This is a genomic window from Actinoplanes sp. TBRC 11911 (assembly GCF_012933445.1).
Taxonomy (GTDB): domain Bacteria; phylum Actinomycetota; class Actinomycetes; order Mycobacteriales; family Micromonosporaceae; genus Actinoplanes.
Genome location: NZ_JABBNC010000002.1, coordinates 535,301 through 555,521 on the forward strand (window position 1 = coordinate 535,301; position 20,221 = coordinate 555,521).

General features: G+C 64.4%; 10 protein-coding genes. 7 read left to right on the forward strand and 3 right to left on the reverse strand.

The annotated features are described in order from the left end of the window. Positions 1 to 496 precede the first annotated feature (496 nt). From HH310_RS05640 to HH310_RS05650, 3 genes are all read left to right on the forward strand, one after another. The gene (locus HH310_RS05640; protein ID WP_169174288.1) at positions 497 to 1,132 is read left to right on the forward strand and encodes a DUF4433 domain-containing protein; all 636 of its coding nucleotides are present in this window, start codon (positions 497 to 499) and stop codon (positions 1,130 to 1,132) included. A 17-nt stretch (positions 1,133 to 1,149) separates the two neighbouring features. After that, positions 1,150 to 2,196, forward strand: a complete 1,047-nt coding sequence (locus HH310_RS05645) for a macro domain-containing protein (RefSeq protein ID WP_169174289.1) — start codon at positions 1,150 to 1,152, stop codon at positions 2,194 to 2,196. Positions 2,197 to 2,829: 633 nt separating this feature from the next. Continuing rightward, positions 2,830 to 3,507, forward strand: a complete 678-nt coding sequence (locus tag HH310_RS05650; protein WP_211191725.1) for a hypothetical protein — start codon at positions 2,830 to 2,832, stop codon at positions 3,505 to 3,507. A gap of 163 nt (positions 3,508 to 3,670) precedes the next feature. Here the strand turns inward: HH310_RS05650 and HH310_RS05655 are convergent, their stop codons facing one another. Then, the gene (locus tag HH310_RS05655; RefSeq protein WP_169174290.1) at positions 3,671 to 4,648 is read right to left on the reverse strand and encodes a nucleotidyl transferase AbiEii/AbiGii toxin family protein; all 978 of its coding nucleotides are present in this window, start codon (positions 4,646 to 4,648) and stop codon (positions 3,671 to 3,673) included. Continuing rightward, complete coding sequence (locus HH310_RS05660) at positions 4,645 to 5,397, reverse strand: type IV toxin-antitoxin system AbiEi family antitoxin (RefSeq protein WP_169174291.1); 753 nt, start codon at positions 5,395 to 5,397, stop codon at positions 4,645 to 4,647. Before HH310_RS05660 ends, HH310_RS05655 begins: the two co-directional genes overlap by 4 nt. A gap of 1,224 nt (positions 5,398 to 6,621) precedes the next feature. Between HH310_RS05660 and HH310_RS45230 the strand changes: the two genes are divergently transcribed. Genes HH310_RS45230 through HH310_RS05675 form a run of 3 tightly spaced genes read left to right on the forward strand, consistent with a single transcriptional unit; the run spans position 6,622 to position 16,419 of the window. Then, positions 6,622 to 9,714 carry a LamG domain-containing protein gene (locus HH310_RS45230; RefSeq protein WP_169174292.1) on the forward strand — a complete coding sequence of 1,031 codons (3,093 nt, stop codon included), beginning with the start codon at positions 6,622 to 6,624 and terminating at the stop codon, positions 9,712 to 9,714. A gap of 23 nt (positions 9,715 to 9,737) precedes the next feature. Continuing rightward, positions 9,738 to 16,130 carry an HYD1 signature containing ADP-ribosyltransferase family protein gene (locus HH310_RS05670; RefSeq protein WP_169174293.1) on the forward strand — a complete coding sequence of 2,131 codons (6,393 nt, stop codon included), beginning with the start codon at positions 9,738 to 9,740 and terminating at the stop codon, positions 16,128 to 16,130. Then, a complete protein-coding gene (locus HH310_RS05675) occupies positions 16,123 to 16,419 on the forward strand; it encodes a DUF6881 domain-containing protein (RefSeq protein ID WP_169174294.1) in 297 nt (98 codons plus the stop codon). Before HH310_RS05670 ends, HH310_RS05675 begins: the two co-directional genes overlap by 8 nt. 453 nt (positions 16,420 to 16,872) lie before the next feature. Here HH310_RS05675 and HH310_RS05680 read toward each other — a convergent pair whose 3' ends face one another. Next, positions 16,873 to 17,391 carry a hypothetical protein gene (locus HH310_RS05680; protein WP_169174295.1) on the reverse strand — a complete coding sequence of 173 codons (519 nt, stop codon included), beginning with the start codon at positions 17,389 to 17,391 and terminating at the stop codon, positions 16,873 to 16,875. Positions 17,392 to 17,507: 116 nt separating this feature from the next. Here HH310_RS05680 and HH310_RS05685 point away from each other — a divergent pair, with 116 nt between their 5' ends. Continuing rightward, positions 17,508 to 20,198, forward strand: coding sequence for a LamG domain-containing protein (locus tag HH310_RS05685; RefSeq protein WP_169174296.1), 2,691 nt, complete (start codon positions 17,508 to 17,510; stop codon positions 20,196 to 20,198). Positions 20,199 to 20,221: the final 23 nt, after the last annotated feature.

A 20,221-nucleotide genomic window follows, 5' to 3' on the forward strand; every position in this document is an offset into this window, starting at 1 on the left:
TGCCGGCACGGTTGGCTACCCTCCCGACACGAGCCATTCGCGGTTATCCTGCCGCCGACTGGGGTGGCAACGCCGGTTACCTGACCGGCGTTGATCATCCCTGGTACGCGACGGGTTTCTGTCGTCGGGTTCGGCAAACCTGATCCTCGCCGTCTGTCCGATCACGACCGTCGCGCTGTCGACCTCCGTGCCGATAAGAGCGGCCGGACCTGTAGTGAAAGCTGAAACCGCTGCGAAGGCGGAACGAGTAGCCCAGCGGAGGCCGGCAGGTCGAGACGCAGCGCGTGGGGATCGGGACTCGGCCTCTGGGAGTCACGGCGCGTTGTGGCTAGCCGCTTGGTGCGCGCTCGCGGCACGAGGCGGCTGTCCCGGTCCGAGGCAGGCGGCCCTCAGGAGCCTGGACGAGGCTCGTGGAGTCAGAGCGCCCGGGCACCAGACAGAAATGTCGTACCGGCTGTGTAGCGTGCGAACTCATCGATGAATGCGTGTCTTGTAGGTGGCTGAGTTGATACCGATTTATCACTTCACTCACAGGGCTAACCTCCCGAAGATCCTCGAGGCGGGCCTGTTGCTGTGTGATCGACTATGCCGTGAGTCCGACCTGACTGTTAGAGACATCGCGTACAGCGGGCTCAAACAGAAACGTGCCGTCACCGAGGTGGAGGTGCCGCCGGGCGGGACGCTCGCGGACTACGTGCCGTTTTACTTCGGCACTCGTTCCCCGATGATGTACGCCTACAAGAAAGGTAAGGTAACGGGCAAACCGGAAAATCTTGATAATCTGGTTTATTTCGCGACCGACGTCGAGGATGTTGCCGACACCGGGCGGCAATTCGCATTCACTGATGGGCATCCAATTCGGGAACCGAAGGCATTTTACAATGACCTGGCGGACCTCAGTTTCGTGGACTTCCCGCTGATGAAGGAAAGGATGTGGATTGACACAGATGATGACCCGGATAGGAGGCGCCGGCGACAGGCCGAGTTCTTGGTGCATCAGAGGATTGAGTTGAACTTGTTCCGGGTAGTCGGTACGAGGACTGCGCGCATGAAGAATGAAGTGATGCAATTACTAGAGGAACATCGCATTGCATTGCCGTGCGATGTTAAATCCAACTGGTACTATGACTAGGTGCGGGAGGTGACGAAGTGATTAAGGAAGTGAGTGGCAATCTGCTCGATTCGCAGGCAGAGGCCATAGTTAACACTGTGAACACAGTCGGCGTGGCGGGTAAGGGAATTGCCCTCCAATTCCGGCAGGCGTACCCAGGTAACTTCCGCGCGTACGAACGCGCAGCCAAGAGGGGTGACGTCGTTCCGGGACGGATGTTCGTTTGGTCAACGGGCCAGCTCCAACCTCCGCATTACATCGTTAACTTCCCCACCAAGCGCCACTGGCGTGGGAATAGCCGCATAGCCGATATTGCGGCCGGACTCGAGGACTTGATCAAAGTCATCGAGGAGTACGGAATCAGCTCGATTGCTGTTCCGCCATTGGGATGCGGCAATGGCGGCCTGAAGTGGTCGGATGTGCGCCCGTTGATTGTAGAGGCGCTTGGGGGTCTGAATGCTGAGGTCCTTCTGTTCCCCCCGAACGGCGCACCTGAAGCCGATCAGATGCCCATCCGTACGGAGCGGCCCAAAATGACGCTCGGTCGCGCGGCCCTGCTGCTTCTCCTCAAGCAATATCGGGAGCTGGACTCGTATCGTCTCTCAGCTCTAGAGGTTCAGAAGCTAGCCTATTTCTTGCAGGAGAGCGGCGAGATTCTGCGGCTGAGGTACGAACGGGCACCCTACGGTCCGTACGCCGAGAACCTTAACCACGTCCTGATCATGATGGAGGGTCACTACACGCTTGGCTACGGGGACAGGAGCCGGGAGCCTCACATCGGGCTGGTCGAGGGTGCCGATCGCTTTGCCTCGGAGTTCCTTCACGATCATCCTGAGACCATGCGAAGGCTGGCTCGCGTATCGCAACTGGTGCACGATTGGGAGACTCCCTATGGGCTGGAGCTCCTGGCGACGGTGCACTGGGCGTTAACCCATGCTGGGCTGGGCCTAAGCGGACGGTCAGCCGTCTACGACTACGTCGCGTCATGGACTCCTCGGAAGGCGCATCTCTTCAAGCCGAGCCAAATCGATCGGGCGATGGACCAGCTGGTGAGGCATGAGTTCGCGTCAGGTGTGGTGCATTAGGTAAGCGCCGTTCGGTAGAGGCCGCTCGTTTGCGCGACTAGCTAGCCGAGCCTCGGTGATCGCGGCGAACGCAGTGGGCGGGCCCGCCCGGCATAGCCACGCCCGTCGGACACGGGGATGCCGGTCCGATTGGGCGTGGCCCAGGCTGCCGGACGACGCGGTGCCCAGCGGGTGAGGGCCACTGCGAGGCGTGAGAATCAACTCGGTGATTGCCGCTGGTGACAGTTCCGCTCCATTGGATCGCGCAACCCGGCACCAGCATGTGCCGGGAGGACCACCTACCGCGAGGCGCAGCTCAGGTATGCGCTCTGACCTCGACCCCATCAGTGGCCGGTTGCGCTCGAGCCAGAACGGTCTCCGCAGTTACGGAGGTTACAGGCATGCCCGGTCTTGATCTAACCACCATAACGGAGCCTTACCTGTGGCGAGTGACCAGGTGGAGCCGCTCGCTCGGCCGCCCCAATGGTGACGTCGGGCTTCTCGCCCGCAGCGTGACGTTGTGGTTCCGACGTGAGTGGAACGGACAGTCGCAGCCTCACCCCGCGGGGATGACGTGGCGCCAAGGGCGTCGGCGTAACTTCGCTTCGGCCTTTGCTGTCTTGAGCGGAAAGCCAGGGGGAGGAGTCTTCCGTCGTGCTGGACGGTGGCGACGTCGCGGATCGGCCGAATGTGGGGCGTTGGGCGACGCCGCCGCGGATAGGATCTGGCCTGGCCCGGCAGATCCGTGCCGCCGTCGTGGACCTGCCCTGGTACGTCGTGACACCGCTGCTGCGCACCTGGCACCTGACCTGGGGCGCCACCCCGCAGGAAGCGACCGCGGCGATGGCCGGCGACGACCTTCTACCCCAGGCCCAGTACCGCACCACCCGAGCGGTCACGATCGACGCCAGCCCGGCCGAGGTGTGGCCGTGGCTGGTCCAGGTCGGCTATCGGCGGGCCGGCTGGTACGCGGGAGACCTGCTCGACAACTTCGCCCGTCCCAGCGTGCGGCGCATCGTGCCGGAGTTGCAGGACATCCACGTGGGCCAGTGGCTTTCGATGGTTCCGAAGCCCTCCGAGCGAACGGCGTTCGTGGTGGACAGCTACGTCGAGCCCGCATGGCTGCTGTGGCGTACCCCGAACCGCAGCTGGGCCTGGCACCTGACCCCGTTGTCCGGGGAGCGGACTCGATTGGTCACCCGGCTGAAGACGGTCTACGAGTGGCAACGGCCGCTGGTTCTCGTGACGGTCGTGCTGATGGAGTGCGCCGACTTCGCGATGATGCGACGGATGCTGCGCGGCATCCGGGACCGCGCCGAGGCCGAACATTGACGAGTTCTGGTAGGGCCCGCGACTGCGGATCGAATCCCCTGGCCGGCTCCGCATACGACGAGTACCGCCGTAGCGTCCCGAGCGGACCAGGGTGCCCGCCAGCTCGACCTTGCCCATGGCCGACTCTGCCCGCGGGTCGGGAAAACCTTTGCGGTGCCCCGGGTCAGTAGAGACCAGCCTGTGCGAGGCGCGTGCCGGGTAGCTCGGCCAGCAGGCGCAGAGCGAGGTCGCGGTCCTGCTCCCGTGCCGCGGCGAGCTGCCGCTCTTCGGCGTCGAGATCGCCGAGGAAGGCGTAATGGGTATTGACGGCCTTGGCTAGCTCGGCCTCGGTGGGAATGGGAACGGCGAGCGCCCCGATGTCCTGGCGGTCGAACTCGCGGGCGGTTCGTTCCCGTAGCCACGTGGCGGGCTCGAATTCGCGTGGCTCGTGCCCCGGCTTCCAGGCGGCGTCCGTACCTCGTAGGCCTCGCGCGTCCACCCAGATCTTCAAGACCGCGAGCCGGCGTACGAGGCCGAAATCCAGGCCACCGAGCTTTCGCTTGTGCTTGGCCACCCACGCGAGGTCGTACATGTCGCGGGCCGTCGTGGTGCGGTTGAGGCGGGAGATCTTTTCGGCGAGGTTCTCCTCCAAGCGAATGACCTGCAGCGCCGGCAGTGGTCGGCCACCGTAGGTGCCGTGGACCGGCATGGGAACCCAGCCACGCCGCGCCGGGTCGAGCCACACCGGAGGGGAGACGTCGAGCTTGCTCGACAGCGTGGTGTCTCCGTCGTTGTACGGGCTGGTGACGGTCAGGGACCACTTCCCCCGCCGTTCACTGACGCCGTACACGAACGGACCGATGGTGATGCCGTCGATGGCGCTGACCAGGTCGAGCACGACGGTTTCGGGGTCCGCTGGAACGGACAAGCTGAAATCCAGGTCGAGGGAGAATCTGCCCTCGTTGCCGGCGAACAGCTTACGCAGGGCGGTGCCGCCTTTGAATACGAGCGGGTCCAGGACGGCGGATTCGTGCAGTTCGCGCAGCAGTAGATCCTGCGCGATGTCGAGGACTGCCGCCTCCCGGCCGCCTGTGCCGGCACCCTTGGGAGTGTGGCGCGCGACCCAGCCGACCGTCAGCGTGATGCGGCCAGGCGCGCTCACGACACCGGCTCCAGCGTGCGCGGGTCGAACGGCAGGATCGTGTCGGCGATCTGCCACTTGTTGTCATGCCGGAGCAGTTTGCCCCGCCGGCCGAACCACGTCTTCGTCTCGGGTGTGGCGATCAGGCTGGCGATGTCGGGACGCAGCCCCTGCAGGAGGTATCCCATCCGGACGCTCACCGTTGCCGGGCGCCCGTCCAACTCGGCGACCACGTCGTCGGCGGTTGCCTCGGCTGCGATCTCGGGCAACCACTCGAGGGCGCTCGCCCACGACCGCACTCGCGTCGGAGTCGCCGCCATGTGCGCCAGCACGCTCGGAGGCTGCAACACCGGCACGCCCTTCGCGAAGACATAGGGGAGTCGCGGCATGAACACCGACACATCCAACGAGGCGGGAAGCCGCGCGGCCGCTCGCTCGTCCATCGCGGCCACCTCGACGGTCGCTGGTGCACGATCCGCCAAGTTCACCGCCCAGGCCGCTGCTTGGAAGGTCAAGCCGCAGGAAATCTCTGCATGGGCCAGCACCGCTCGCAGCAGTCTGGTCGGACCGCCCCGGCTGTGAGGCCCCGCAACCGCGGCGGGCGCAAACTCCCACACCCCTCGCTGGCCGGTGGCAAGCAACCACCCGCGCTCCCGCAGCCGCGTAGCCACAGTCCGTGTCGCGGTGCCGATCTCAGCCGCACGCACGAGCTCATCAAGGTGGGCCATGGTAACGAGGTCCGCCTGCTCAAGCTCCAGTTGCTCAAGCACGGGAGCCAACGAAGCCGAGATAGTGCGTGTCATTCTCCACCCCCTAGCATCAAAACCCGATGCTACTCCACAGGAAGTGACACCAGCCAGCGACGCGGCAAGCAAGCGAGGTGTCAAAAACACTAGGTTTGCATCAGATTCAGATCCAAACCAGCAACATCGGACACCATCGGCCAGCGGCGGATCCACACACGACGAGCACCGACCCAAGCGTCGCAAGTGGACCGCAGCCACAAGAAACACGCAAGGGCGCAAAAGAAAAAGAGCAGACCCATCCACTGAACACGAAATGTGTTGGGGGTCCGGGGGTCACCCCCGGCGTGGGTCTGGGGGCTCGGCCCCCAGGAATAACGCGCGAGCGATAAGGTTTGCGCTTTCCGCAAACAGACCCCACCCTCGGTCGTGCCCCCGGCAGGGTACACCCCAAAACTGCTCCCCACGCGGACGCCTGGCCATAGCCGCTGAGCTGTCCATTTAGTAGGACGGGGTCGCCGGCGGCGATCTGATGCGCGGTAGTGATCTATGCCCTTTGGGTCTCGTCTGCGCCAAGCGGCGCGGGCGGGGCCCTGCCCGCTTCCCGGGACGTAGCTCCTCGATTGCGGTGCGGGCCACGATCCGGGTCACGTCATGAGAGGTGCCCAGAGTTGAGTGCGTGGCCCGAGGTGGGTCAGGTTCATCCGCGTTGAAGGTGTGATCTGAGCTACATGGTGCTTCGAGATTGATCTCTGCACGCAGGTAGATGGTTCACATGGTTGTCGATGCTTGCTATCGGTGAAGTGCCGCTTACCTTCAGGATTGTTTACAGCGTGCATGCGGCCGCTTACGTTCTCAGATGTCGATCTATCCCTGTAAGGGAAGGCATCCATGTTGCGTGTCCGTAGATGGGCCTCGCGCGCCCTTTTTCGGTCCACTGTGTCCGGTTTAGCAGCGTCGGGCGTCGCGGTGGCGGCGGTTTTGGTGGTTGCGAGTGGTTCACCGGCGGAGGCCGCGTGCGCCACGAAGTCTCGTCCGGACGCCGCGTCCGCGCTGAGTTTGGCTGAGTCGTGCAAGACGGCGATTGCCGTGTCAGGGGCTACGACGGAGACGTCGACGTTGCGGGCGAACGGGGATGGTTCATTCACGGTCGTTGAGTCGGCGGTGCCGGAGCGGGTGCGCCGCGCGGATGGCAGCTGGGTGCCGGTCGACACGACGTTGCAGGCCAATCGGGATGGGTCTGTTTCGCCGGTGGCGTCTCCGACGGCGGTCGTGCTGTCGGGCGGTGGTTCGGGTCCGTTGGCGCGGACGGCTAGTCAGGGTCAGGAGCTGGTGTGGACCTGGACGGGTGTGGCATTGCCGAAGCCAACGTTGTCCGGTGCCGTCGCGACCTATGCCTCGGTGCTGCCCGATGTGGACCTGAAGGTGCGTGTCGATGAGTGGGGTTTTTCCGAGACTCTGGTGGTGAAGACCGCGGATGCCGCGGCGAATCCGGCGCTTTCGGCTCTGCGGTTCGCGTTGTCGGGCAGCGGGCTGAGTGCGGTGGGGGCGGCCGGGCAGGCTACCTCGCCGGATGATGCGGTCACCGACGTCTTCCACATTGGGGCGGCGGCGATGTGGGATTCCACTGGTCCGGCGTCTCCGCCCTCGGCGTCGATGCCGGCCGAGGACGTGCAGTCTGAATTGGTGTCCACGTCCGACGGGCCGGGTTCCGGTGCGAAGGTTGTTGAGGCCCCGACCACGATGGACGGCACCACCTTGGTCGTGACGCCGTCGCGGAGCCTGCTGAGCGATCCTGCGTCGACCTTCCCGATCTTCATCGATCCGACGTCATCGGCGCCGCTTCGGACTTATTGGGCGATGATCAATAAGGGTGTTCCCGCCCAGGAGTATTGGGATTTCGACCGGGCCGACCACGCGAAGGTCGGCAATGCAGGCACTGGTGTCGACATGTATCGGTCGTTGTTTCAGTTCTCGACCTCGGCGTGGAAGGGCAAGCACGTCACCTCGGCCACGTTCTCCGATGACCTGGTGCACTCATGGAGTTGCAGTAACACCCAGACGGAGCTGCATCATGTGACGCAGGCGTTGGGCAAGAACACCACCTGGAACTTGAATGCCCCGGCGTGGGGAGGGTCATCGCTGGTCAACGTGTCGAACCAGAACTGCCACGACGCGGCGGGGGTGCACTCCGAGTGGAGCAGCACCGCGCTCGCGTCGGAGGTCAATTCCGCTACGGGCAACGCGACGATCACGTTCGGACTGCGGGCGGCCAGTGAGGCGGTGTCGTTCGACGGCTCGAACGGGTGGAAGAAGTTCGACGAGACGGGGGGAGCGGGTGGTGCCAAGCTGTCGGTGACCTACAACACCGCGCCGGCAATCAGCAACCTGCATACCGATGCGGCTGCCTGCGCGAGCAGCGCGGCGGCCGCTCCGCCGTTGTCGACCGTGGGTAGCCCGGCTCACAGCCCTGTTCCGCAGGTCACGGTGAAGGATGCGGAGGCAGACAAGTCGACGGTCAGCTTCACCTATCCCAAGCCTGGTGGCGGCACACTCACCACCTCGTACGCGAACGTGGCTAGTGGAGCGAGCCAGAAACTGGTCACCGGTATCCCGGCGGCAGCGATACTGTCCGGGGGAACCTATACGTGGAGTGTTAGCGTTTCGGACGGCACCGATTCGTCGACCGCGACCTGTTACTTCAAGATTGATAACACGGTTCCGCAGCCACCGACGATCGTGTCGGCCGACGGGGCCTATCCCGACGACGACTCTCTGCACGGTGGGGTGGGCAAGCCCGGGTCGTTCACGATCCGGGCGGCAGGCGATGCCGCGACTGTGGCCGCGGTCGTCAAGTACGCCTGGGGGCCGTCGGCCGGGGGCCCGTTGCAAACGGTGACGACCAGTGCCGGGGCGCCGGTAACCGTCTCCTACACACCGCCGGTCGAGGGCGACAACACGCTGCAGGCATACGCCTACACCGCCACCGGCGTCGTGTCCGCGATGGGCAGCGCCGACTTCCTAGTCGACAACGCCGATCAGCCGGTCGGGCTATGGGCTCTCGACGGTGACGGCACCGACACCGGCACCGGCGACCACGCGGCGACCGCGGCGAATGTCACGTGGACGGGCAACGGCCGGCAGATCGGCCACAGCGTGGCACATTTCAACGGCACCTCGGCCGCGCTGACCGCGACACCGCCGATTCACACCAACACCTCGTTCGCCGTTGCGGCGTGGGTACGCCCGACAGGAACCTCGTGCACGGGCAATGCGGTGAGTCAGGACGGTGTGCACACCTCCGGCTTCTATCTGGGCTGTTTCCAGGGCAAGTTCGACTTCGACATGATCGCCTCCGACAGCAGCAGCGTGGCCTCCACGCGGCTGCTCTCCACGGCAACAGCTAATACGGGTGTGTGGACCAGCATTGCCGGGGTCTACGACCGATCCGCAGGAAAGATCAGCCTGTACGTCAACGGTGTCCTGCAGTCGAGCGCGACGCTGAGCGGGCAGCAGTGGGACGCGGCCGGGCCGTTCGCGATCGGCCGCGACCGCTACACCGATATCTCGGGCGACTGGTGGGCCGGCGACATCTCCGATGTGCGGGTGTGGGACCGCGTCGGCTACGCCTCCGATATTGCCGGGCTGAGCGCGTCGAGCTGGGCCGACCAGTATCCCCTCGGCTTCGACCCGACCCAGAACAAAATGGACCCGATCGCGAATCCGCTGACCTGGACGGGTGGCCCGCAGCCCGGCTTCGACGACATGAATCCACCCGACAGCGGTGGCACGCCGGCGACCGTGCTCAACTCGGCTGATCCCGACTACGGCCTCTCGGCCCGTCCCGCGGTACGCACCGACGGCTCGTTCAGCGTCTCCGCGTGGGTCAACCCCGCGACCCTGACCGGAGCGTTCGCCAGCGCCGTGTCGCAGAACGGCACGGTCACGTCGAACTTCGGCCTTGGGGTAAGCGCGGCCAACCACTACACCTTCTGGATCCACAACACCGACACCACCAGCACCCCGGCGGCCATCGTTCAGTCGACGGCACTCGCGGTAGCGGGCCAGTGGGTCAACCTGATCGGTACCTTCGACGCCACCACCAAACAGATAACACTCTATGTCAACGGGGTGTCGCAAGGCGCCACCGCGTTGCCCGTCACGCCCTGGCACGCGACAGGTCCGGTCGCCGTCGGCAGCGGCCTGTGGCAGGCACAACTCGGCTACGTCTGGAACGGCGGCATCGACAACGCCGGGCTTTTCAACGGCGTGCTCAACGCCACCGAGATCAGCAACCTCTACACCTTCAACGACCCCTACTACGTGTCGGCCGACGCCCAATGAGCTCCTCCCGTCCCATCCCGCAGTTGGAGGTCGCCGTGCCCCATTCACGAACGCGTCGCCAGACCGGACGCGTCCTATTCACCGCCGTCCTGACGACCGCGTTGACGCTCGGGGTCGTAGGCACCCAGCCCGCGTTCGCCGACAAGACGCGGCCCGCCAAACTCGCCGCCCCCGAGGCACGCAGCGTCGCGCCCGGACGAAACCCTCTTCCTGCAAAGCGTCCTGCAGACCCAGTGGCCAGTGCGACACTCAAGCGAGCTCCCGGATTCACCTGGCCCGTAGCCTCATCGACCGCCGTGTCCATGGGTGCGGCTCTTTCGGCGACGGGCCGACATGCGGTCGTCGTGGCGAACACGCCCCTCAGCGTCGATGCACCGGTCGCCCCAGAACGCCATACGGCGACGTTATCGGCTGCCGAGCGGGCAGCCACTCCCTCGTCGGTGCGGGTGGAGGTCCTCTCGCATGACACCGCAGTGCGTGCTCACCAAGACATGGTGATCAAGGTCAGCCGCACCGATTCCCAGGCGAATGCGGGCAAAATCGACCTCACCGTCGACTATCGGACGTTCCGCAGGGCGTACGGCGCCGACTGGTCCAGTCGGTTGCGCATGGTTACGGTCCCCGACTGCGCCACGACTACCATGCAGGCAACACAATGCCAGCCAACCGTGCTGCCAGTTCGCAACGACGCCCCAGCATCGACGATCACCGCGACGGTCGATCTCGCCCCATCAGGCGCGGCAGCAACCACCGTGGCACTAGTGTCCGGACCGTCCGGTGACGCTGGGGACTTCACCGCGACACCGCTCAAGGCCTCCTCTACCTGGACCGGCGGCAACCAGTCCGGCGACTTCACCTGGTCGTACCCCATGCGGGTGCCCCCAGCCCAAGGCGGACCTGAGCCGGTAGTCGGGTTGGACTACTCGTCGGCATCGGTCGACGGCGAGATGGCCGCGTCCAACAACCAGCCTGGCTGGATCGGCGAGGGCTTTAGCTATCAGCCCGGCGCGATTGTCCGCAGCTACAAATCCTGCTCAGACGACATGGGTGGCACTGCCAACAACAAGACGAAGACCGGCGATTTGTGTTGGGGCACGAACAACGCCACCCTGTCCATGCCGGGACATTCTGGCGAGCTCATCCGTGACGACGATGACGGACACTGGTCGCTCAAAGACGATGACGGCTCAAAGGTACAGCTCCTGACCGGCGCGACCAACGGCGACAACGACGGCGAATACTGGAAGGTCACTACCAGCGATGGGACGCAATATTTCTTCGGCTTGAACCATATCGCTGGCTGGGCTACCAACGATCCGACAACCAACTCCGTCTACACCGTTCCGGTCTTCGGGAACAACCCAGCCGCTGGTAGCACCCCCGCAGACCCCTGCTACAACGCGACCTTCGCGTCTGCGTCATGTAACCAGGCATGGGAGTGGAACCTCGACTACGTCGTCGACGCCCATGGCACCACGATGTCGATGTGGTACACGCCGGAGACGAACAAATACGCCCGCAACCTGACCAGCAGCTCGATCTCCACATATGTCCGCGGCGGCGACCTCACGCGTATCGACTACGGCACGGACCAACACACCGGCGGCAAAGACAGCGACCTGACCGCGAAGGCGCCATACAAGGTTGATTTCACCACCGCTAACAGGTGTGTGACCGGTGGCTCCGCCTGTACATCATCAACTCCGGCGAACTGGCCAGACGTGCCGTGGGATCAGTCCTGCACCTCTACGACCTCGTGCACGGATTACTCGCCCACCTTCTTTACCCAGAAGCGTCTCGACACAGTGCAGACCTCGGTGTGGGATGCCTCGACGAGTGCGTATACGCCGGTGGAGAAGTGGACCCTGCACCAAACCTATCCGGATCCCGGCGATAGTACCCGCGCTGGCCTGTGGCTATCGTCGATTTCGCACAGTGGTCTATACGGCGGCACAGCAATTCTCCCTGACATCAAGTTCACCGGCATCCAATTGGCCAACCGGGTCGACACGGGTGCCGACCAGACGGCGAAGATGAATTGGTGGCGTATCGCCTCTATCACCACGGAGACCGGTGACCTGATCGGCGTCACGTACTCCGACCGCGAATGCGTCGCCGGATCAACCCCCGCGCCCGAAGCGAACACATCGAGCTGCTACCCAATTTTCTGGACTAGGCCTGGTGAGACGAACCCGCGCATTGACTGGTTCAACAAGTACCGGGTCATCGCCGTCTCCGAGAACGACCTCACTGGCGGCGCGCCGCGCACCTATACCACCTACGCCTATGGAAAGCCAGCCTGGCATTACGACGAGGACAACGGCCTCGTGCCGGCGTCGCGCAAAACATGGGCCGTTTTTCGCGGCTATGACACCGTTACCACGACCGTTGGCGACAACGGTGACCCGAAGACCAGCACCACGGTCCGGTACTTCCAAGGCATGAACGGCGACAAGACCCCCTCCGGAACGAGGAGCGTGCAGGTCACGGACTCGACCGGAGCCAAGGTTGACGACGACGATGCGTACGCAGGCATGGTGCGCGAGACCATCACGAACAACGGTCCGGACGGCGCGGAGGTCAGCGGTGAGATCGACGACCCGTGGAAATCGGACGCGATCGCAACCCGCACAGTCAACGGCTACACCCTCTCGGCGTACCGGACCGGGGTGACCGCCACGCACGAGCGAACTGACCTTGACGGCGGCCGCGCACCCCGGCGCAGCGAAATCGACACTACCCTGGACGACTTCGGCATGCCGACGAGGGTTTGGGACAAGGGCGATCTCAGTGAGGCCGGTGACGATACCTGCACGATTTCTGCCTACAACCGCAATACAAGCGCGAACATCCTCGAGACTGTCGGCCGCACCCAGGACTATGCCAAGCCCTGCGGCACGGCCCCCACATCGCAGAACGACGTGATTTCGGACGTCGAGAACAGCTTCGACGGCCTCGCGTACGGGATCGCTCCGACCAAGGGCGACATCACTAAAGTACAGACAGCTAAGGCGTGGACGGCCTCAAGCATTACCTGGCTGACAACAGCCACGAGCGTCTACGACGCTTTCGGACGCGTCACAGACGCCACCGACGTCCGGGGTAACCACACCCTCACCGTCTACACCCCGGCGACCGGCGGGCCGGTCACCTCCAAGAAAACGACTAAGAACCCGCTCGGCTGGAACACGACCGAGGAGATCTCCCCCGGCTACGGGCTCACTACCGGATTAATTGACGAGAACAACAAGCGCACCGACACCGCCTACGACCCGTTCGGCCGGCAGACGGCGGTGTGGAAGCCGACACGGTCGAAGGCATCCGGGGTAACGGCGAACGCCACGTTCAGCTACCAGGTCAGCCAAACCGCCCCGTCGGTGGTCACGACGAACGAACTCGACGCACTCGCCACCTACGTGCCCAGCTACACATTTTACGACGGTCTGCTACGTGCCCGTCAGACGCAAGCGCTTGCTATCGGGGGCGGACGCACCGTCACGGACACGTTCTACAACTCACTCGGCGAAAAGGTGAAGGACAGCGGCCCGTACTACAACTCCGACGAGCCGAGCACGACGCTGTTCCCCGCGCCGATTGACCAAAATGTTCCCTCCCAGACAATCACCTCGTTCGACGGCGCCGGACGCCAGATCCGCTCAGCTTTCGTGTCCAACGGTTTCACCCAATGGCACACGACCACGACGTACGGCGGTGATCGTACCGATGTTACCCCGGTAGCCGACGCCGCAGCGCCATCGGCCGGCACCGCGACCTCTACCTACAGCGACGCCCTCGGCCGCGCGGTCGAGCTGCGACGATACTCAAGCGGCTCGTTCGAGTCGACCAAATACACGTATAACGAGAAGGGACAGCAGACTCTCGTCACCGACAACGCCGGAAACCAGTGGCGATACGGATACGACCTGCTCGGACGAACGATCAGCACCACCAATCCAGACTCCGGTGCGACCACCACGACGTACAACGACGCCGGGGACATCACCAGCACTACGAACGCGCTGAACCGGACGCTGTCCTACGACTACACGTTGCCCGCAGGTTACAACGATCCGCTCGGCCGAAAGACAGCAGAGTGGCTAGGACCCGTCGGAACGGGCACCAAGATGGCGACCTGGTCGTACGACACCCTGTCCAAAGGGCGTTTGACGTCGTCAAGCCGGTTCGACAGTGGCAATGAGTACAAGACCACCGTGATCGGCTACAACAACCTCTACCAGCCGGCCGGAACGATCACGACCATTCCCTCTGCCGAAGGGGCGCTAGCCGGCACTTACGCCTTCTCCAGCACCTACAACCTTGACGGCACAATAAACAGCCAATCGATCCCGACCACCGGCGATCTGCCGGCCGAGACACTCAACTACAGCTACGACTCGGCCACCGGACACCCGTACAGCCTCAAGACGGACTTTGGCGGCGCAGTCAAGCAAATCGTGCTCTCGACCCAGTACAGCCGCTTCGGCGAGCCAGCCGTAACCACATTTGCCGACAGCAACACCGCCGAATTCGCCCAACAGGCCCTGACCTACGACGAAGGCACCCACCGGCTCACCGAAGCCAAGATACTCAAATCCACCGGGTCGAATATTGTCGCCGACGTCCACTACACGTACGACGCCTACGGCAACATCGTCAAAGCCGATGACACGCCGTCCGGCGGCACGGCCGAAACCCAATGCTTTGGCTTTGACGAATTGCAGCACTTGACCAGCGCGTGGACTCCGGCCGACCGCGACTGCGCCGCGGCACCCACAACGGCGAACCTCGGCGGAGCAGCGCCGTACTGGAAGTCGTGGACATTTGATAGCACCACGGGCAACCGTCTGACCGAGGTCACACACACCGCAGACTCGACCACCACGGTGACCTCCGTGTACCAGCAGGCCGATCACCCGCACGGTGTGAGCAACACGACCACTACAGAGGGCGCGGCCGCGTCGTATACCTACGACGCGGTCGGCAACACAATCAGCCGGCCCGGCGCCCATGGCCAGCAAACCCTAGTATGGGACGCCGAGAACCATCTCACCTCGGTGACCGACGGAGCGGACCACTACACCTACGTCTACGACGCCGATGGCAACCGCCTAATCGCACACGAACCCGACGGCACCACCCTGCACGTCGGCAACGTGGAACTTCGAATGTCCACCAGCAGTGTCAAGACGGCCGAGCGGTACTACAGCTACAACGGACAGACCGTCGCGCAGCGCACTACCTCTGGTCTGCAGTTCCTTAGCGGCGACCCCAACGGCACCAGCACGATCGCCATCGATGATACGGCGACACAGAAGACCACCAAGCGCTACCAAGACCCGTACGGCAACGCTGTCGGCCCGGCCGTCTCATGGACCGGCACAAAATCCTTCGTCGGCGGCGATCAAGATGCCTCCGGCCTCATCCACGAGGGCGCCCGCGAATATGACGCGACGCTCGGAGCCTTCATCAGCCGAGACCCGATCGTCGACCCCAACGACCCAGCACAGCTCAACGGCTACGCGTATGCCGGAAGCAACCCGGTAACCCACGCCGACCCAAGCGGTCTACGCACCGACTACGACGCCGATGTTCACGGCAATACCCCGGCGAAGAAGCCCACCTGCGGTAGCGCGAACGCATGCGAGCATCACAACAACAGCGGCAGCATCTCCAGCACTACCTATGTGCCAGTATCGAAGCACGTCGTTGTGCAGGTCGGTGACAAGCACTACGGACGCATGAATGTCGCCTACGCCAAGGCGACGAAGAACATCCACACCAAGGACATCCAGCCCGCACAGGAACTTGCCATTTGGCACCAAATCTGCGTTCAAGGCCTGTACGGCGCGCACGTCTGCCCGGATGGCTTCACCGAGAAGCTCACGGAACTCATCGATGCGCCGGGGGCGTCATACCCGGTAGCGGAGAGCCGAGCGATCGATGCCGGCGCGGTATTCGCCGTTGGCGCGTCGTTCGCGGCGACCGGCGGCATGGGCGAGCTGATCTCGGTAAATGGCACAAGCGAGGGGTCTGGGCCGCAGCGAACGCTCTACCACTACACAACCGAGAAGAACATGAACGGCATCGTCCAAAGCGAGGAGATGTATCCATCAACATTGGCGAACAACCCGAAGGATGCCAAGCTAGGAGATGGCCAGTACTTCAGCGACATTGTCCCCGGCACCAAGACGACTGGCCAACTGTCCCGTGAATTCTACGGAGTTCCCTGGGCGGGACGCAAAGTAACGCACTATGTACAGATCGATGTCGACGGACTTGAGGTTTACTCCGAGCCCGGACGCCCGGGAGTCTTTGTGATCCGCAACTCCGGAAACCTTAACGTCAGTGGGCGTATCGTCTCCTACGGTGCAAATGCCGGTGGCGAAGCCGAGGGGGGCGGTGGCGGTGGTGAGTGACGCCGAAGAGATGCGGTATTGGAAGGTGCGCTGGCTGCACGACTTTCCCGACGAGCCCGTCGAGCTCTACAGCGAGATCGGCGAGGACGACTTCGAGCAGCGCAAGGTCGAGGTCTACCGGGACGGACATCGAGACTACGCCAGCGCGTCCACCACAACCGGCACGACGATGCTTAGCGACATCCCAGTCGGGACTTTCGACGACATCGCCGCGCAGGCTGATTTCGAACCAAGGAGAATTAGCGCCGACGATTTCGAAAGGATCTGGCGCGCAGCAACAGAAGCCTAAAATGCGTGCGGCGGGCTTGTAGAACGACTGCTGGCGGTGCTTAGAGAGCTTTAGCCCGTCAGCAGTCAGCCGTTTCGCGCACCGACGTGCTGGTCCGCGGCGACGGGGTGCAAATCGGCTTCGAGCCGCAGCTCTCGCCGATCACCGCAGCGACGGTGCGGCGCCGGTCGAAGCTGGCGACCGACGACGGGATTACCCCTGCGTGGATGACGAACAGTGCGGCGTCGAAGGTGATTGACCAGGCGCCGTGGGCGCGGATCGATCGGAAGGTGTGGCATGAGTATCTGTCCGACACGGAGCTCCCGGTCCGTGGGGGCGTCCGCGGCCTGGTGACCGAGGAGTGCTCGCGGATGGGCACGGTGTGCCCCGACAAGAGGGCCGGCCGGCCGTGCTCGGGCTGGCACGCGTCCTGGTCGGACGCGCGCGCTCTGGAGCGGTTCGATGACTTGGTGATCAAGGCTGCGGCCCGCGAGTTGGTCGCGGTGAACGTGCAGCGGACGGCGACCCGGTCGGTGTGGTTCTGGGTGCCGACGTCCGACCTGGAGAAGGTTGTTCCAGCGACGGTTCGCCGAAGATGGTATCGATACAGGTTTCGCTGCCGCCGATGTAGCTGCTGTCGAGGTCGATGTCGGTGGCGATGCACCAGGTCCGGTCGGCGGGCCACCACAGGTTGGGGCTTTGCTCGATTGGGGCGATGTCATCGAACCGTTGCGGTGTCGGCCAGTGGTCCTCGTAGAGCACCATGGTGCGTGTGAGGGGCAGTTGCATGGTGGCGACCCCGTCGGTGGGGACCGCGAGAGCACTGAAGCCGTCCCATACCGCGTAGTAGCAGTCATCGGCGGTGGTGGTGAATTGCTCCAGTACGGTGGCGAGGTGTTGGGCCTGTCTCGCTGGCAGGGATCCTTGTTCAGGCGGCTGGTCCCAGATTCGCGGCTGCGTGCCGTCGTAGTAAGCTACGCGCGGCTGTTCCACCCACACACCTGCACCAAGATGACGATTCGCCGGAGGACGCGGTCACCGCCGCCTTCGACATCGGCCCGGCGGCGATGTGGGATTCCACCGCGCCTGCGACTCCCGTGTCGGCGTCGATGCCGGCCGAGGACGTCCAGTCCGAGACCGTGTCCACCTTCGACGGCCCGGGCTCGGGCGCAACGCTGCTCCCGCTTACGCCCACGATGGACGGAACGACGCTGGTCGTGACTCCCGAGCAGAGCATGCTTTCCGATCCGGCGACGACGTTCCCGGTCTACATCGACCCGAAGTCGTCGTCGCCGCTACGCAGCTCGTGGACGATGATCAACGAAGGTCACCCGGCCCAGGAGTATTGGGACTTCGACCGCTCGGATCACGCGAAGGTGGGCAACGCCGGCACCGGGGTGGACATGTACCGGTCGCTGTTTCAGTTCTCCACCTCGGCGTGGAAGGGCAAGCACGTCACCTCGTCCACGTTCTCCGATGACCTGCTGCACTCGTGGAGTTGCAGCGACACCCAGACTGAGCTGCATCATGTGACGCAGACACTGGGCACGAACACCACCTGGAACTTGAACGCCCCGGCGTGGGGTGGCTCATCGCTGGTCAATGTGTCGAACCAGAACTGCCACGACGCGCCTGGCGTGCACTCCGAGTGGAGCAGCACCGCGCTCGCGTCGGAGGTGAACTCCGCCACCGGCAACGCGACGATCACCTTCGGTCTCCGGGCCGCGAGCGAGGCGATATCTGGCGACGGGTCGAACGGGTGGAAGAAGTTCGACGAGTCCTCAGGTTCGGGCGGCGCGCATCTGTCGGTCACCTACAACACGGCACCAGTGTTGAGTAACCTGCACACCGACGCCGCTACCTGCGCCAGCAGCGCGTCAGCGGCACCGGCACTGGCCACGATCGGCGACCCGGCACACAATCCGGTGCCGCAGGTGACGGTGACCGACGCCGAAGCCGACAAGTCGACGGTCTCGTTCACCTATCCCAAGGCCGGCGGTGGGACGCTGACAACCTCGTTTACCAATGTGGCCAGCGGGGCGAGCCAAAAACTGACCAGTGGCATTCCGGCCTCGGCGATCCCCTCCGGGGGAACCTATTCGTGGAGTGTGAAGGTTTCCGACGGCACGGACACGTCGGCGACCGTGACGTGCTTCTTCAAGGTGGATAACACCGTTCCCGAGGCCCCGTCGATCGTGTCGGCTGACGGTGTCTACCCCGACGATGACGCGCTGCACGGCGGGGTCGGCAGACCTGGTTCGTTCACGATCCAGGCGGCCGGCGACGCAGCGACGGTGGCGAAGGTCGTCAAATACACGTGGGGCCCGTCGTCGGGTGGCCCGCTGCAAACGGCGGCTACCACGGGTGGCGCCCCGGTGACGGTCTCGTACACGCCGCCGGTGGAGGGCGACAACACCCTGCAAGCGTTCGCGTTCACCGCAACAGGGGTGGTGTCGGCGATGGGCAGCGCGGATTTCCTGGTAAACACCGCGGATCAGTCGGCGGGGGAGTGGACACTCGACGGTGACGGCACCGACACCAGCAGCGGCGGGCACGACGGGGACGCCACCGATGTGACGTGGACGGCGGACGGCCGGCAGATCGGTCACAAGGTCGCCCATTTCAACGGCACCACCTCGACGATCACCGCCACCCCGGCGATTCACACCGACACCTCGTTCGCGGTCGCGGCCTGGGTCCGCCCGACCGGCACCGCGGCGTGCGGTAACGCGGTGGGCCAGGACGGTGTGCACACCTCCGGCTTTTATCTGGGCTGTTTCCAGGGCAAGTTCACCTTTGACGTGATCGCCTCGGATAGCAGCACGGTCGCCTCGACCCGGACCGTGTCGACTGCGAACGCGCCGACTGGGGTGTGGAGCAGCATCGCCGGCGTCTACGACCGCTCGGCGGGGCAGATCAGCCTGTACGTCAACGGCGTGCTGCAACAGACTGCGACGCTGGCCGCCCCGTTGTGGGACGCCGCCGGGCCGTTGGTGATCGGCCGCGCCCGTTACAACGACACCGCGCAGGGCTTCTGGACCGGTGACATCTCCGACGTGCGCGTGTGGGACCGGGTCGCTTACGCCCCTGACATCGCGGCGTTGAGCGCGTCGAGTTGGGCGTCGCAGTTCCCGCTGGGCATCGATCCGAGCGAGGATCACAAAGATGTCGTGGCTAACCCGCTGACCTGGACGGGAAGCCCGCAGCTCGGGATCGACGACATGAACCCGCCGAACACCGGCGGCACCCTCGCGAGTGTGCTGAATTCGGCTGATCCCGACTATGGGATCTCCGCGCATCCTTCGGTGCGCACGGACGGCTCCTTCAGCGTCTCGGCCTGGATCAACCCGGCCACGCTGCCCAGCGGCTTCGTCAACGCGGTATCGCAGAGTGGCAACCTCTCAGCGAACTTCGGACTGGGGCTCGGCGTCGACCACCACTACGACTTCTGGATGCACGTCTCAGACGCGACGGCACCCGCCGCCACGGTCGCCGAATCGCCGACGGTCGCGGTCGTCGGGCAGTGGGTCAACCTGATCGCCACGTTCGACGCCACGACCCGGCAACTCACCCTCTACCTCAACGGTGTCGCACAAGCCACGCAAACCCTTTCTGGAACGCCATGGCAGGCCAGCGGCCCGGTCGTGGTCGGCGGTGGCCTCTTGCAGGGCGCACAGGGCTACCTGTGGAACGGCGGCATCGACAACCTCGGCCTGTTCAACGGCGTCCTCAACCCGACCGAGATCAGCAACCTCTACACCTTCAACGACCCCTACGTCGTCGACGCCGACGCCGAGTGACCTTCCCCTTGCCCCCAGCACCG